Annotated in this window: 13 protein-coding genes; 8 read left to right on the top strand and 5 right to left on the bottom strand. The window is 42.3% G+C overall.

Going from position 1 to position 15,484, the window contains the following annotated elements:
* Positions 1 to 3: 3 nt before the first annotated feature.
* Positions 4 to 1,317, bottom strand: coding sequence for an anti-phage deoxyguanosine triphosphatase (locus BCU68_RS11075; protein WP_241901361.1), 1,314 nt, complete (start codon positions 1,315 to 1,317; stop codon positions 4 to 6).
* Positions 1,318 to 1,460: 143 nt separating this feature from the next.
* Positions 1,461 to 2,675: a pyridoxal phosphate-dependent aminotransferase gene (locus BCU68_RS11070; protein WP_102564812.1), complete on the bottom strand. Its 1,215-nt coding sequence runs from the start codon at positions 2,673 to 2,675 to the stop codon at positions 1,461 to 1,463.
* Between the two features lie 214 nt (positions 2,676 to 2,889).
* Between BCU68_RS11070 and BCU68_RS11065 the strand changes: the two genes are divergently transcribed.
* From BCU68_RS11065 to BCU68_RS17045, 7 genes are all read left to right on the top strand, one after another.
* Entirely contained in the window at positions 2,890 to 4,197 is a 1,308-nt protein-coding gene (locus tag BCU68_RS11065) for an isochorismate synthase (protein ID WP_241901359.1), read from the top strand.
* A complete protein-coding gene (menD, locus tag BCU68_RS11060; RefSeq protein ID WP_102564811.1) occupies positions 4,194 to 5,972 on the top strand; it encodes a 2-succinyl-5-enolpyruvyl-6-hydroxy-3-cyclohexene-1-carboxylic-acid synthase in 1,779 nt (592 codons plus the stop codon). Before BCU68_RS11065 ends, menD begins: the two co-directional genes overlap by 4 nt.
* A complete protein-coding gene (gene menH / locus BCU68_RS11055) occupies positions 5,953 to 6,753 on the top strand; it encodes a 2-succinyl-6-hydroxy-2,4-cyclohexadiene-1-carboxylate synthase (protein WP_102564810.1) in 801 nt (266 codons plus the stop codon). Before menD ends, menH begins: the two co-directional genes overlap by 20 nt.
* Before the next feature lie 101 nt (positions 6,754 to 6,854).
* The gene (menB, locus tag BCU68_RS11050) at positions 6,855 to 7,721 is read left to right on the top strand and encodes a 1,4-dihydroxy-2-naphthoyl-CoA synthase (protein ID WP_102564809.1); all 867 of its coding nucleotides are present in this window, start codon (positions 6,855 to 6,857) and stop codon (positions 7,719 to 7,721) included.
* A 108-nt stretch (positions 7,722 to 7,829) separates the two neighbouring features.
* Positions 7,830 to 8,837 carry an o-succinylbenzoate synthase gene (menC, locus tag BCU68_RS11045; protein ID WP_102564808.1) on the top strand — a complete coding sequence of 336 codons (1,008 nt, stop codon included), beginning with the start codon at positions 7,830 to 7,832 and terminating at the stop codon, positions 8,835 to 8,837.
* Positions 8,815 to 10,356 (top strand): o-succinylbenzoate--CoA ligase, encoded by a 1,542-nt coding sequence (gene menE / locus BCU68_RS11040; RefSeq protein ID WP_102564807.1) that lies wholly within the window; start codon positions 8,815 to 8,817, stop codon positions 10,354 to 10,356. The genes menC and menE overlap by 23 nt, the downstream gene beginning before the upstream one ends.
* Positions 10,357 to 10,434: 78 nt before the next feature.
* Positions 10,435 to 10,599, top strand: coding sequence for a hypothetical protein (locus tag BCU68_RS17045; protein WP_198591727.1), 165 nt, complete (start codon positions 10,435 to 10,437; stop codon positions 10,597 to 10,599).
* A 20-nt stretch (positions 10,600 to 10,619) separates the two neighbouring features.
* Here the strand turns inward: BCU68_RS17045 and BCU68_RS11035 are convergent, their stop codons facing one another.
* Genes BCU68_RS11035 through BCU68_RS11025 form a run of 3 tightly spaced genes read right to left on the bottom strand, consistent with a single transcriptional unit; the run spans position 10,620 to position 14,067 of the window.
* Complete coding sequence (locus BCU68_RS11035; protein ID WP_102564806.1) at positions 10,620 to 11,549, bottom strand: putative sulfate exporter family transporter; 930 nt, start codon at positions 11,547 to 11,549, stop codon at positions 10,620 to 10,622.
* Positions 11,550 to 11,577: 28 nt separating this feature from the next.
* Complete coding sequence (locus BCU68_RS11030) at positions 11,578 to 13,455, bottom strand: MFS transporter (protein ID WP_102564805.1); 1,878 nt, start codon at positions 13,453 to 13,455, stop codon at positions 11,578 to 11,580.
* A gap of 21 nt (positions 13,456 to 13,476) precedes the next feature.
* Positions 13,477 to 14,067 carry a TetR-like C-terminal domain-containing protein gene (locus BCU68_RS11025; RefSeq protein ID WP_102564804.1) on the bottom strand — a complete coding sequence of 197 codons (591 nt, stop codon included), beginning with the start codon at positions 14,065 to 14,067 and terminating at the stop codon, positions 13,477 to 13,479.
* A 198-nt stretch (positions 14,068 to 14,265) separates the two neighbouring features.
* Between BCU68_RS11025 and BCU68_RS11020 the strand changes: the two genes are divergently transcribed.
* Positions 14,266 to 15,159, top strand: coding sequence for a Tim44 domain-containing protein (locus BCU68_RS11020; protein ID WP_102564803.1), 894 nt, complete (start codon positions 14,266 to 14,268; stop codon positions 15,157 to 15,159).
* Positions 15,160 to 15,484 lie beyond the last annotated feature (325 nt).

Below are 15,484 nucleotides of genomic sequence, written 5' to 3'. Positions count from 1 at the left end.
CATTTAGCATGAGAATAGTTGCTGATGAAGATTTTGTGCATGCCCATCGGTCATTGCAGAAATATAATCAGCAATCACGCGCATTGCTTCACTTTCAGAACTAGCACCTTGCCAGATCTTTTTCGTTGCCGTCGGTAATAAGCGTTCAGGATCAGCACTAAATGCTTCAAACATATCCATAATAATTTGTTGGCCTTTATATTCCACAATCTGCATTTCTGGAATTTGGATGACATATTGGCTAACAAATTGCTTTAACGTTTCTAATGCATTGTCCATCGGCTCATCTAAGTACGCATTATAGGCAAGCAATTCGCAATCAAAATCCTCATCGACAGGCTGAATTTGAATGCTGGTTAGTAATGCGTTAACAATACCACCAATCGCATCTTTGCGTAGGTAATGCTCACCAGAAAACAGTCGCTGACTTATTGAGTAGATATGCTGCTTAAACCATGGGTCGCCACACTCTGTCAGGGCTTGCTGGGTTCCTTCTTGCCATTGCGCTTTGTTCACCATACCCAATACAATCGCATCTTCTAAGTCATGCACGCCGTAGGCAATATCATCAGCCAATTCCATTATTGAGCAATCTGATGATTTAAAACGCGTTTTAGCATGCTCAAAAGGCGAGGTAGGCTTATAGCGCATCTTTGACAGTAGCAGGCTGTCACGAGCTGATAGCGGGTCAACAACCCAGTCGAAACCATCTTGGTCAATATCGTACAACCCTTTTGCTGGACTCCACTCCTTAGCCTTAAGTTGGCGCTGATGTTTTACTGGTTCAGGCTGCAGTGTTGATTGTGTTTGACTAAGCAGAGCAGGGTACTTCATTAGCCCGAGTAAAGCGCGGCGGGTTAAATTCATACCATGATGTTGAGTATAGGGCTCTAATTGGCTAACAATACGAAAGGTTTGTGCATTACCTTCAAAACCACCATGGTCGCGCATCATATAGTTAAGGGCGACTTCGCCACCATGACCAAATGGTGGGTGACCAATATCGTGGGCTAAACACAGAGCCTCAATTAAGCTGTCTGAGGGCAGTAAGTGCTTATATTGCGACTGTTTATTCTCTATCTGAGCTAAGATACCTGATCCGATTTGCGCCGTTTCTAATGAATGCGTTAGGCGGGTGCGGTGAAAGTCATTCATTGTCGTCGCATGGATCTGGGTCTTGGACTGCAAACGACGAAAAGCAGCAGAGTGTAAAATACGGGCTCTATCTCGCTGGTAAGGATCACGGTGATCTGAGCGGCGTAATTTATGTTCATTATTGATGCGATCTTGCCAAAGGTCCATGTCATTAGTCAGCATAATTATCACTCTTATGTGTGCTCGTTAAATAGACGATATATCTAATCTAACATTATGAGTTTCAATAAAAAAGCCCTCTATTTATGATGAAATGTGAGAGCTTTATATACAATAATTATTTTAGTTAGAAATTGACAGAATGTTTACTGTTTATAGGTAGTAATGAAGCGTTCAAAGCGGCCAATAGCGGTTTCTAAGTCCTCGACATAAGGTAGGGTGACAATCCTAAAGTGGTCGGGTTTTGGCCAATTAAAACCAGTTCCTTGCACTAATAGTACTTTTTCTTGCTTTAAGAAATCGAGTACCATTTTTTGGTCATCTTTAATATTGTACTTTTTTGTGTCAATTTTTGGGAATAGATACATAGCTCCTTTCGGCTTCACACATGATATCCCAGGGATTTGATTGATTAATTCCCAAGCGCGATCACGCTGCTCTAGTAAACGACCACCAGGCAAAATTAACTCATTGATACTTTGATAACCGCCAAGTGCCGTTTGTATAGCGTGCTGCATCGGTACGTTGGCGCATAAACGCATGGACGCCAGCATTTCAAGACCATCAATGTACCCTTGGGCTTGATTCTTAGGGCCAGTAATAAACATCCAACCGCCACGGAAACCACAAACACGATAAGCTTTAGAGAGGCCATTAAAGGTCAGCATCAGTACATCGTCAGCTAAAGTTGAGATAGAAGTGTGTGTTGCCCCATCATAGAGAACTTTATCGTAGATCTCATCAGCAAAAATAATTAACTTGTGCTTACGAGCAATTTCGACAATCTCAAGCAAAAAATCACGACTGTAGACAGCGCCCGTAGGGTTGTTAGGGTTAATTAATACAATGCCACGTGTTTTTGGTGTGATCTTCTTTTTAATATCATCAAGATCAGGATACCAATCAGACTCTTCATCACATAGGTAGTGGACAGCATTACCGCCAGAGAGTGCAACAGAGGCGGTCCAAAGAGGGTAATCAGGGGCTGGCACTAGCATCTCATCACCATTATTTAATAGTGCTTGCATTGCCATAACAATGAGCTCAGATGCACCATTACCAATATAGACATCTTCGACATCTAAATTGAGTAGTCCACGGCGTTGATAATGCTGAACAACCGCTTTTCGTGCTGAATAAATGCCTTTTGAGTCACAATAACCCTGAGAAGTTGGCAAATTACGGATAACATCGACTAGGATTTCATCTGGGGCGTCAAAACCAAAAGGGGCTGGATTACCGATATTCAGTTTTAGAATTTTATGCCCCTCTTCCTCCATGCGTTTAGCATGTTTGAGTACAGGTCCTCTAATATCGTAGCAGACACTGTTGAGTTTTGATGACATACCGATATTTTCCATTGCCGACATCCTATGTTTTAAGTAATTATTTTATTAAAGTACCTTAAAATGGTCTTTGAAAGAATAAAAATCTAACATTACCGAGCTAAATAAGTAAAAATGGTCCGTTTATAATCAAGCTATTTAGGAAAACCTTGTTTACACGCTTGATTTGAAACTGGTCTATAAATACAGTAGCCCATATTAAATACCAATTGACGTATACGAGGTTGATTTGTCACATTTTCATCAAGCAATTATGAGTTTAATGGCGCGAGTTGAGTCGGCAAGCTGTTGCGATATTCGTCTGGTTCAAAAGTTAGTTCAGCAACCCTCATTTACTTTTATTGATTGGCTAGAAGCTCAACCTCTTTTTCCTAAGTTTTATTGGCAATCTCGTGATAAGCATGAGGAAGTCGTCGCTTTGGGCCAGTTACAGATGTTCTCTGATCCTACGCCTGCTTATGAAGTACTGCAGGGTGAGCAGAGAATATGGGGTGGTCGCTCTTTTGATGGGCAGAGTGCGAAGAATCCGCATTGTCTCGCATCACTCTTTTTCCTACCGCATATCGAGTTAATTCGTGTTGATGAGAGTTGGTCATTAGCGGTTAATTTGAGCAAAAATAAGCAGGAAACCTTATCAGCACTACGCCAATTGACCTATAAAGTGCGAGCGCTTCCTCCACTGACTACTACTGTGAAAGCGATAGACCATACGCCTAATCAATCACAATGGGGCGACTTAGTGACTAAGGCACTCGATAGCATTGTAGCCGATGAATTTAAGAAAGTCGTATTAGCACGCTGTACGACATTGAGCCTTGAGCAACCCATTCGTGCCGCGCAACTTTTGAAGGCAAGTCATCGAGAAAATCATGATAGCTTTCACTTTATGATGTCGTTAGATGAAAAGCGCAGTTTTATGGGATCAACACCTGAGCGTCTTTATCGTCGTCACGGGCGTGAATTACAAACGGAAGCTTTAGCCGGAACCATTGGTAGAGGGAAAGGTCGCGCACAAGATCAAGAGTTAGCGAATTGGTTAGCGAATGATGAGAAAAACTTAAATGAAAATCAGTATGTGGTCGATGATATTGTACAGAGTCTGCAGTCATTTTCTCATCAAGTCATTGTACAAAATCAGCCACATCTTATTCGTTTACGTAAAGTTCAGCATTTAAAGCGCCATATTGAAGCTAAGCTACATGAAGGAGTCAATGGTGTGCAGTTATTAGATGCTTTACAACCAACTGCTGCGGTGGCTGGATTACCACGTAAAGAGGCGGTGGATTTTATTCAACAGCATGAGCCCTTCCCAAGAGGTTGGTATGCGGGATCTATCGGGTATATTAGCCTTCATAAAGCCGAGTTTTGTGTTGCGATACGTAGCGCTTTGGTTGTTGATAAACAAATTAAACTGTTCGCAGGAGCTGGGATTGTACCCGGCTCTATTGCTGGACATGAATGGCAAGAGTTGAATAAAAAGATGTCGACCTTATTGAGTTTAATAGCAGAACCCCCTTTATTAGGAGCGGCATCATGAGCAACAGTACAGTAGGTGTCACTCAAAAAGGGGCGGTTCAAGAGGTTGTATTTGATCAAGCAGTAATGAACCGTATTTGGAGTGGTACACTGCTAGAAGAGTTGGCACGTCTTGGAGTGAAATCGGTATGTATTGCCCCTGGATCTCGCTCTACACCACTGACTCTAGAAGCACAAGAGAATGCGAAACTGACCCTACATACTCACTTTGATGAACGAGGGTTAGGTTTTTTTGCGTTAGGACTTGCCAAAGCCAGTGATGCACCTGTTGCTATTGTTGTGACGTCTGGCACTGCGGTGGCAAACCTACTCCCCGCTATTGCTGAGGCGCGCTTAACCGGTGAGAAGTTGGTGGTGTTGACCTCTGATCGCCCCGTGCAACTTATCGATTGTGGTGCAAATCAAGCGATTCAACAGCAAGGCATTTTTTCATCGCATGTCGTTGGCTACTTAAACCTGCCAAGCCCGAGTCAACAGGTTGGGCTAAATTGGTTACTGACTTCTATCGATCATTTATTGCATACCCAAAGCCAACGTGGTGGAGCGGTACATATTAATTGCCCTTTCCCTGAACCGCTGTATTCAACGCGTGGTAAAGAAATATTGACTCACTATAGCCAAACCATTGCGCGCTGGCAGTCAAGTGAACAGCCATACACTGCTATCGAGCAATATTTTTCCCCGTTAATCGATGATATTGAAACACACGCTTTAGTTGAAAAAAAAGGCGTGATGATTGTTGGTAGTATTGATGAGCATCAAGCGCAAAAAGTAGTAAAAGTTGCAAATCAATTAGGCTGGCCAGTGTTGTGCGATCCTCAATCTGGGATCAGTAGCGCATGGGCACACTATGACTTATGGCTGCAAAATAAACATCATCACCAAACATTATCTCAAGCCAATTGCATTATTCAGTTTGGAGGGCGCATAGTATCTAAGCGCTTAAACCAATGGATTAGTGATAAAGTCAGTCAGCAAGATAGCGAAGGGGTTGCGTATGTGGTGGTAGCACCGACCGAGCAGCGAATTAATCAAGATCACCTTGCTTTGCGTCATGTGATCTCTGATGCCGTTACCTGGTTGAGTTTACAATCCTTACCTGCTTTAGGTAGTTCTCATTCGGGGTGGGCTGACCCATTGAAGATAGTCTCCAAGAAGATCACGGAGTATAGCCAATCATTATTGAATCTTGATGGTGAGATAAATGAGTTGATGGTCGCTGTTGATTTAGCTCAGCGAGGCAAAGGGCGTGACTTGTTTATCGGCAATAGCTTGATTGTGCGCTTGGTCGATATGCTCGCTAAGTTACCAGAAACTGAGGTGTACTCAAATCGAGGGGCATCAGGAATTGACGGTTTAGTCGCAACAGCCGCTGGGGTTTTACAAGCTAGGCAGCAACCTTTGTTGATGTTAATCGGTGATACTTCTTTACTGTATGACTTAAATTCACTGGCACTGATGAGCAAACAGCAAAGTCACCCTGCTGTCATTGTGGTCATGAATAACGATGGTGGAGCCATTTTTGATTTACTGCCTGTACCACAACAGCAGAAGCAAGCCCTGTATCAAATGCCTCATGGTTATCAATTTGAACATGCCGCTAAGCAGTTTCATTTAGCCTATCAACAACCTAAGACATTAAATGATTATCAGCAGGCAGTAGAAGCGCACTTTACTCATGGGCAAGGTACATTGCTCGTTGAAATCGTGACACCTGCAGAGCAAGCCACCGATCAGTTAAAAAGGTTTATTCAGTATGTTAACGTTAGCGACTGATTATTATCCACCAAGTAAAGCGAGTCAGTCGGCACCGGTTTTAGTGTTCGTACATGGTTTACTTGGTAAGGGAGAAGATTGGCAAGTTTGTTACCAGTTTTTGAAACACTTTCCTATACTCACGGTTGACTTGCCTTGCCACGGTAAAAGTCATCAAGTTCACTGTGATGGGTTTAATCATGCATGTCAGGCTATCGATACCAGCGTTAGTCAGGCATTAACAGAGAAAGGTTTTGCCGCTTCCCATCCCATCATTCTAATTGGCTACTCATTAGGCGGGCGTTTGGCTATGTATGGCATGGCGCATCAAAGCTTTTCTTCACTGTCGATAGCGCAAGTCATTATTGAAGGGGGAAACTTTGGTTTACTCTCTGATGATGAAAGAAATAGGCGTTGGAAAAATGATACTCAGTGGGCAGAGCGCTTTCGCAGTGAAGACATTGGCTGCGTTTTAAGCGATTGGTATCAGCAAAGTGTATTTTCATCACTTAATGATGAGCAAAGACAAGATTTAATTCAAAAGCGTAGTAATAATATTGGCACCGCGATTGCAAATATGTTGTTATCCACCTCTTTGGCTAAACAACCTGACTTACGTGCTGCTTTACAGTCAGTTGGTCAACCTTTTCATTATGTATGTGGTAGTAAAGATTTAAAATTTAGAACATTAGCCGAGCAAAGTCATTTACCGTTCACCGTCATTAATGATGCTGGGCATAATGTACATCAAGAGCAACCGAAGTCATTGGCTTTATGTATTGAAAACCTCATCAATCATTAACACTCATTGATTGCTGAGCTTTCATCGCATAGTAAGCTGGATATTTACCAATGGCTTTTATTATTTAATCAGCGTTTCTCAACGGAATAATAGGAATTATCATGTCAAGAACAGTAGGCATTTCTGAACAAGAACTTTACGCACCAGTTAACTGGACTGACTGCAGTGGTGATTATGAAGATATCCAATATCATAAATCCAGCGACGGTATTGCTAAAATTACGATAGCGCGCCCACAAGTACGTAATGCTTTTCGTCCTGGTACCGTAAAAGAGATGATTAATGCGCTAGCAGACGCGCGTTATGATGAGCAGGTCGGTGTTATTATTTTAACCGGTTTAGGTGAAGATGCGTTCTGTTCTGGTGGTGACCAAAAAATTCGTGGCGACTACGGTGGCTACCGTGACGATAGCGGTACTCATCACTTAAATGTTTTAGATTTCCAGCGTCAAATTCGTACTTGTCCTAAGCCAGTTATTGCTGCTGTCGCTGGGTACGCTGTTGGTGGCGGTCATGTATTGCATATGATGTGTGATTTAACCATTGCGGCTGAAAATGCTCAATTTGGTCAAACAGGTCCAAAAGTCGGCTCTTTTGATGGCGGTTGGGGTGCCTCTTATATGGCACGCATTGTTGGTCAAAAGAAAGCGCGTGAGATCTGGTTCTTATGTCGTTTCTATGATGCACAAGAAGCCTTAGATATGGGACTGGTAAACACGGTAGTTGCTGTTGAAGATTTAGAGAAAGAAACAGTACGTTGGTGTCGTGAAGTATTACAGCATAGCCCAATGGCACTGCGCTGTCTAAAAGCGGCATTGAATGCAGATTGTGACGGTCAAGCAGGCTTGCAAGAACTCGCGGGTAACGCAACCATGATGTTCTACATGACAGAGGAAGGGCAGGAAGGTCGTAATGCCTTTAATGAAAAGCGCCGCCCTGACTTTGATAAATTCCCACGTAACCCATAAAAAAGGTCTGCAGATCAAGCAAAAATGCTAACGATGTTATGAAGTATGATAACGCGTTAGGATGACAGGTTATTTATTACGATTGCTATAAGCTAACAAGGATTATTTATGCGCAGTGCCAAACTCTACCGTTATCGTCTTCCTATGGACAGTGGTGTTATTGTCCGTAACGAACGTCTTAAAGAGCGAGTCGGTTGGGTGGTGGAACTGTTGCAAAACGGTAAAGTTGGGCGAGGAGAAATCGCCCCTTTACCGACCTTTAGCTTGGAAGATGCTGATCAAGCAGGGGCTCAGGCTCAGGCCGTTCTTGCTACTTGGGTAAGTCAGCAAGGTGAATCATCCTTTGCTGATCTAGTTAGTTTACGTAGTTTATACCCTTCGGTTGCTTTTGGTCTTTCAATGGCAGAGCTGGAGTTACGCGGTGAGTTACCCGAGGCTGGGAATTATACTTCAGCGCCACTTTGCAGCGGCGATCCTGATGAGCTATTACCTGTTTTTTCAGCAATGGCAGGGCAAAAGGTAGCAAAAGTAAAAGTTGGGCTTTATGAAGTGATCCGTGATGGAATGCTAACCAACCTCTTTTTAGAGTCGATTGCCGATTTAACGTTAAGGCTAGATGCCAACCAAGCGTGGAGCAAAGAGAAAGCGATTAAATTTGCTCACTATATTACTCCGTCACTCCGTCAGCGTATTGCCTTTCTAGAAGAGCCATGTTCTTTACCCAGTGACAGTTTAAGTTTTGCGTTTGATACTGGTATTGCCATTGCTTGGGATGAAACTTTGCAACAAGCGGTTCGTCAGAGCGATTTTTCGTTAGATACCTTAGTCGGAGCAAAAGCAATCGTCATCAAGCCAACTTTGATAGGCTCCGTGGATTTTTGTATTGAGCTTATTCAGCAAGCACAAAAAATGGGTATTCAGCCGGTGATCAGTTCGAGTTTAGAGTCGAGCTTAGGGCTGAGCCAATTAGCACGTTTAGCGAAATGGCAACTGCCTGATGAAGTGCCGGGGCTAGATACGATTGGTTTATTTAAAACGCAACTTGTTACCCCTTGGCCTGAAAGCGATTTACCACTGCAAGAGTTATCTGATCATGAGCTTATCTGGCAATCTTAGCCGTAATAGTAATAGTAATAGTAATAGCAGGAGCGATGATCTGAGTGGTTATACGTTTTTATCGCTGTTAAGTCAGTGGGTTGATATAAGACCTCATGATATCGCTTATATTACTGCTCACCATGACTATACATGGCAAGAATTAGCGCTCGTTACTGCTCAATATCAAAGTAAACTTCATACACAAGGGTTACAAGCCGGTGATGTCTTATTGCTGGTGGGTAAAAATAGCCCAGAGCTTGTGTGTATTTATCTTGCTTGCTTATCTCTAGGTATCTGTCCTGCATTTTCCCCTATACAGCCTTATATGCAGATAGCAACAAAACTGAATACGTTATATAAGCCTGGTGAGTATGGGAAGTACTCTCGCGCTTATCTATGGTTTGATCAGCTTTCCCTGTCATCGCACCGTCAACAGTGGATGACAAGTGACAATGAACGTTTAAAGCAACAAGTGACGTTAATCAATCTGCCTATGCTCGATACGTTATCCATTGATGAATATGATGTGGATTGTACAAAGCGTGATTGCCAAGATCTGGATCAATTAGCCTCCATCATTTTCACCTCGGGCTCGACAGGCACACCCAAAGCGGTTCTTCACACGTCAGGTCAGCATATTGCTTCAGCCAAAGGGTTGTTGAATCGCTTTGCATTTGGGCAAGAGGATTGTTGGTTACTCAGTTTACCTATGTATCATGTCTCTGGCTTAGCTATCATTTGGCGTTGGCTTGTTGCTGGTGGGCAGTTAAAAGTGGGGCAGGGCAACTTAAACCAAGATATTAAAGGTGTTACTCACGCCTCATTAGTTGCCACTCAGTTAGCTCGCTTGCTGCAAACGAGTGAAGTATTGTCTTTACAGCGAGTGTTGTTAGGAGGAAGTCATATCCCTCTCTCTCTAGGTCAACAAGCGGCAACGCAAGGTATTGATACATGGATTGGTTATGGCATGACAGAAGCGGCGTCAACGGTTACCATGAAGCGTGTTGATGGAAAAAATAGTGTTGGCAGTGTTATTTCTCATCGTAAGGTGAAAGTTGCCCAACAAACGATCTATATCGCGGGAGATACGTTGGCACAGGGCTACTATAAGCAAGGCGAAGTGACGTCATTGCTTGATAGCTCTGGTTGGTATAACAGCCAAGATTTAGGTTGTTGGTTAGATGGCGATGAGCTGCAGATTATTGGTCGAGCCGATAACTTATTTATATCCGGTGGTGAAAATATTCACTGTGAGGAAATTGAGGCAGCATTAAATGCTCACCCTCTTATCGAGCAGGCGTTTATTCTTGCAGTAGAGGATAGTGAATTTGGTGCTCGTCCCATTGCGATTGTACAAACTCAACAGCTTGAGAGTATTGAACGGTATAACGACTTCTTACGTGACAAATTAGATAAATTCAAATGGCCAATTTTCTATTTCCACATGCCAGAGTTACCACATAGCGGCATAAAAGTGTCGCGACAGGCTCTAAAATCATGGTTAACGGCACATCAAAACAACTTTCGAGTTATTTGATAGATCAAAAGTGAATTTCTAACTTAAGCGGATTGCGCCATACTTTATCGATAAATTGTCATGGAAAGTCGATAACGTATGAAAGTGATATTACTGATTGTGGTGTTGTTACAACTTAGCTTAGCTTTTTACAGTGAAGGGTTAACGCGCTCATTGGCAGAATTGAGCGCATTTGTATTAGTGGTAGGCTTAGCTTTGCATAAATTATCAATGAAAAATAACCCTAGCAATCAGGGTAAATAAGCTAGGGTATATGTCGCCTATTAAGCTTGTGTCATGAGCAGCCAACTTAGTGATGTCACTGAAACAATAATCCATAAACTCACGCCTAAAATGAGAGGTTTTGGTCCAGATGCTTTGAGTTTAGTGATTGAAATATTGCTACCAATTAAAAATAAGCACACCACTAAAGCTCGCTCCGCAATTGAAAATACCCCCTGATATAAATGCTCAAATTGTGGTAACCAATCGCTGATCAAAATGGCAAAACAGTAAAAGAAGATAAAGTACGGGATCGTGATTTTCTTTTGTTTACTCTTAAATAGCAGTGCACTGATAAAGGCGACAGGGATGATCCACAAAGCGCGAGCCAGTTTTAATGTCGTTGCTGTTGTCAGTGCTTCTTGTCCATAGGCAGAAGCCGCCCCCACTACTGATGAAGTATCATGAATCGCAATGGCTGCCCATGTGCCGAAAGTATGTTGGCTTAGTCCCAATGCATGACCGATCATAGGGAAAATGAATAGGGCGATTGAGTTGAGTACAAAAACGGTCGCAAGCGCTAAACCAATTTGTTCATCATTGGCTTTAATTGCCGGAGCAACCGCGGCAATAGCACTACCTCCACAGATTGCTGTACCTGATGCGATTAAGTGACCAGTATGTTTATCAAGCCCAATCTGTCGAGCCAACCCCCAGCCAATAATTAACGTCCCAATGATAGTGGCAAGAATTAATCCGATACCATCAGAGGTCACAGCCAAAGCTTCTTGAAAATGTATACCAAACCCTAAGCCAACAATGGAATAAGCCAGCAGCTTTTTAGTTAGTGAGCCAATCGCTAACTCTTGTGGGACCAGACCTAAACTCGCTAGTAAGAAGCCAATGACTAATGCGGTTGGTGAGGTAATATAAGGCGTTAGGCACAATAGCCCAGCAATGAAAAAAGGCACACTACGCTTTGACATTAACATTAATTTTAATCCTTTTTATATCGGTTGTTTAGCACCAATTGCCACGAAGTTGAGCAACCTGCTCACGCATAGTGGTAGTCGTGGCCATTTTAGGCTCAACAGGGGCTCCAACTTCGATTTCGATCTTAGACCAGAATCGAGAAGGGAGACCTTTACACGCTTTTCCTTTATGACGGCTAAAGTAACTCCCCCATAAGCCTTTCAGTGCCATAGGGATCACTGGTACTGGTGAACGACGTAAAATAATGTCTATACCGCGCATAAACTCTTGAATTTCACCGTCAGGCGTTAAGTGTCCCTCTGGAAAAATACAGACGATATGACCTTCAGAAAGCGCGTGTTCTATCTCAGTGAACGCTTGACGAATAGAGCCTCTACGGGTCGATGAAATCGGTATGACACCTGCACGATTTAAAAACTTACGCAGTGGTGGAAGGTTAGCGTAATCCTCTTCCATGACAAAGCGTATTAGGCGAGGACATACGGCACTGAGCAGCAAGGCATCCATATAGCTAACATGGTTACAAACAATCAGTGCCCCACCTTGTTGCGGCAAGTGATGCGTGTTCTTGTGCGTAACTCGATATAGAGTATGCGTTACAATCCAAAGTAAAAAGCGAACTAAATAGATTGGTGCTTGGTTTACTAAGTAAAAAGATACGAATAGGTTAACGAGCGATAAAGTGATGAATAAAGTAGGAATTGAAGCTTGTAATACACTGAGCATCACAATGCCGAGTATCGCGCTTCCTACCATAAATAGTGCATTATAAATATTAAGCCCAGCAATAATTTGAGAGCGTTGATTCTGAGGTGCTCGCTGTTGCACTAAGGCATAAAGTGGAACAATGAATATTCCACCTGAAATCCCAATCAATAGAAGATAGGTAAACATCGGCCACAGCGCACGGTGATTAAGAAAGGTGAGCAATGTTTCAAAATGGGGCAAATCAGCAGGAATAGACAGCGCCATTAGCAGTCCGAAAATGGTGATCCCTAGACTACCAATAGGAATGATACCAATTTCAATACGATGATTAGATAACTTATCGCACAGTAAAGATCCTATGGCGATACCGATAGAAAAGAGGGCGAGAAGAAAAGCCACCGCACTCTCATTAGCATGTAAGTGTAATTTGGTAAAATTGGGGAACTGGGTTAAGTAAGTCGCGCCTAAAAACCAGAACCAACTAATGGCCATGATGGCTTGGTAGGTGACTTTATCTTGTTTAACTTTCCCTATGGTCTCGCGCATCAAGCGAATAGGCTGCCATTTTACCTTAAGATCTGGTGAGGCAGCGGCAGCATAAGGAATGCTGCGGCTAGCAAGATAACCGACAACGGCAAAAGCAATAACCCCCACCGCAGCAATGTAACGAGCATGTTCGGCTGAGGCAATAAATCCTGCGATGATCGTACCTAATAAAATCGCTAAGAATGTGCCTGTTTCGACTAACGCATTACCTGGGACAAGCTCTTTTTCTGATAACTGCTGTGGTAGCAAAGCATATTTTACTGGACCAAAAAACGCAGATTGAGTGCCCATTAAAAAAAGTAACAGTAGTAAAATTAAGTAACTTTCATAAATAAACCCAATCGCTCCTAACGACATAATGAGTATTTCAAAGATCTTAACTTTACGAATAAACCATGACTTTTCATATTTATCCGCAAGCACGCCAGCAAAAGCTGAAAACAGAAAGAAAGGTAAAATGAAAAGCCCGGCAGCTAAATTGATAAAAAGGTTACTGGAGATAGGCAAGGCATCAATATTGGCAAAGGCAACAAAGAGTAACAGTACATTCTTAAAGATGTTGTCATTGAAAGCCCCAAAAAATTGAGTGATAAAATAGGGGAGGAACTTTCTCTGAGTTAATAGTGAAGAATGTTGGCTATTACGTACCATTACTTATCCTTTCTAAAATGACTACCAGTTCGCGAGGTAATTTGAAATGAGATTATTAATCAGTTCTTTGCCATCGATAGTTTTATCGGTAAAAAACTTATCGTCAACACTTAGCATGGTTATTCCATGGACGCCTGACCATAGAACACGGCTAGCTTGTAATATTTCCTTTTCTGAGCGCTGAGGGGCTAAATGCGTCAGCAACCCTTCAAGCATCCTCGTCATATTCGTGATTTTATTTTCGTGCCATTCAGGTAAGGCTTCACCGTTCATGCTATGAGAAAAAATCAATTGCCAGCGATAAACATTTCTTGCGGCAAAGTCATGATAACAATAGGCAAGATCCAGTAATACTTGTTTTGGATCATTACTATTGTCAACAACTTCTATGGCTTCTTGTGATAGTTCATCTAAGGTATCAGCAACCGCATGTAAGAGCAGTAAATTGTAATTACCAAAAATGTTCACTAGAGTACTAGGTACATAACCAATCATTGTCGCAATTTTACGTAAGCTTAAATCATGATGGGAATGATCATTTAAAAATTGTTTTACTGCTGTTAGGGTGAGCTGTACCAACTCTTCTCGACTATGGTCGTTACGTCTTGCCATGGGGTCCTTCCAAATGAACGTTGTTCGATATTTTAAGCTTGAGAAAATTCACCGTCAACTAATGATAAGAGTAATTTAAGGTATATATTCATTCAGCTCGCAATATCCTGAAACATGTACACAGTTTGTTAATATTTCATTGTGATTGCTGAACGAGTATGATGGACAAGTCAAAAAGGCATAACCTTAAGGATTATAATGAAACGTTTATTTTCGATTATCGCATTGCTAATGGTGACTGTAGCGATTAGTCCAATAGCCGAAGCGAAAAAATTTGGTGGTGGTAAGTCTTTTGGTAAGAGCTTTAAAACAGCTCCAGCACCAAAGCAACAAAGACAGAACACTAATTCAGTTCGACAAGATCAAGCAGCAGGAGCACAAAATTCAGGTAAGAAAGGCCTGATGGGTGGTCTAATGGGTGGTCTACTCGCTGGTGGTTTATTAGCGGCTTTCTTTGGCGGCGCATTTGATGGTATCCAGTTTATGGATATTCTGATTATGGGTCTGATCGCCTTTGTTATCTTTAAATTGATGCGAGGCATGCTTGGATCAAAGCTGGGCAGCATGAATCAGCAACAACGTCAGCCAGCTTACGGTGGTCAGGCGGAACCAAGCAAGTTTGAATCACAGCAGCCAAACGCGAATGTTCACAACTTCGAACAGCCAGCTGGTCAATCAGCAGGTGGATTTGGTAGTGCAGCGAAAAGTGATGTACCTTTCAACTTCCCACCAGAATTTGATCAAGCTGCTTTTGTTAATGGCTCTCGTGAGCATTACCGTACTTTGCAGGGTGCTTGGAACCACAATCAGCTAAAAACAATTGAAGAGTATGTATCAGCAAGCTTGTATGAAGATCTAAAAGCAGAGCGTGCAAAAGTTGAAGGTGAGCAGCAAACGGAAGTTATGTATGTTGACGCTGAAATTGTACGTGCGGATTACGATGCTAATAAAGCACAGCTAAGCTTACAGTTTAGTGGTCGTTACCGTGATGCTGCAGACAATGCAGAAGAGAACATCGAAGATATCTGGCACTTAGAACGTGATTTAACCACGCCTAATGCGCCTTGGTTGATTGTAGGGATTCAAGGCTAATCGAGTATTGAATGTGTAGCGTGAGCTAAATAGGATCACGCAGTTTCAATCAAAATATAACGCTAACTGTTCGACAGTTAGCGTTTTTTTGTGCCCTAAAATACCAGATCTGAACATTAACTTACTTTTACAAGTGTGATTACCTTTCATGCCGCAATCTAAGCTTAGCTCTGAGAGGTTATTGGTAATGTATACCTTAGGTGGAAATTTATAAAGAGGGTGTTAATGGGGGAATATGGTTGAGGTTATCGGTGTAAGTTTGTACCGGCGAAAAAAAACCAGCTCAATGAGCTGGTTTTTTTATATATGGTGGAGGGGGACGGAT

Source organism: Vibrio sp. 10N.286.49.B3, assembly GCF_002873395.1.
Lineage (GTDB): Bacteria > Pseudomonadota > Gammaproteobacteria > Enterobacterales > Vibrionaceae > Vibrio.
This window is presented reverse-complemented; position numbering and strand designations above follow the sequence as displayed.

Bases quoted from the DNA above. Each gene is read 5' to 3' on its own strand.
- BCU68_RS11030 (WP_102564805.1), bottom strand. From the start codon at position 13,455: ATGGTACGTAATAGCCAACATTCTTCACTATTAACTCAGAGAAAGTTC.
- BCU68_RS11075 (WP_241901361.1), bottom strand. From the start codon at position 1,317: ATGCTGACTAATGACATGGACCTTTGGCAAGATCGCATCAATAATGAA.
- menB (WP_102564809.1), top strand. From the start codon at position 6,855: ATGTCAAGAACAGTAGGCATTTCTGAACAAGAACTTTACGCACCAGTT.
- BCU68_RS11035 (WP_102564806.1), bottom strand. From the start codon at position 11,549: ATGTTAATGTCAAAGCGTAGTGTGCCTTTTTTCATTGCTGGGCTATTG.
- menD (WP_102564811.1), top strand. From the start codon at position 4,194: ATGAGCAACAGTACAGTAGGTGTCACTCAAAAAGGGGCGGTTCAAGAG.
- BCU68_RS11070 (WP_102564812.1), bottom strand. From the start codon at position 2,675: ATGGAAAATATCGGTATGTCATCAAAACTCAACAGTGTCTGCTACGAT.
- BCU68_RS11020 (WP_102564803.1), top strand. From the start codon at position 14,266: ATGAAACGTTTATTTTCGATTATCGCATTGCTAATGGTGACTGTAGCG.
- BCU68_RS17045 (WP_198591727.1), top strand. From the start codon at position 10,435: ATGAAAGTGATATTACTGATTGTGGTGTTGTTACAACTTAGCTTAGCT.
- menH (WP_102564810.1), top strand. From the start codon at position 5,953: ATGTTAACGTTAGCGACTGATTATTATCCACCAAGTAAAGCGAGTCAG.
- menE (WP_102564807.1), top strand. From the start codon at position 8,815: ATGAGCTTATCTGGCAATCTTAGCCGTAATAGTAATAGTAATAGTAAT.
- menC (WP_102564808.1), top strand. From the start codon at position 7,830: ATGCGCAGTGCCAAACTCTACCGTTATCGTCTTCCTATGGACAGTGGT.
- BCU68_RS11025 (WP_102564804.1), bottom strand. From the start codon at position 14,067: ATGGCAAGACGTAACGACCATAGTCGAGAAGAGTTGGTACAGCTCACC.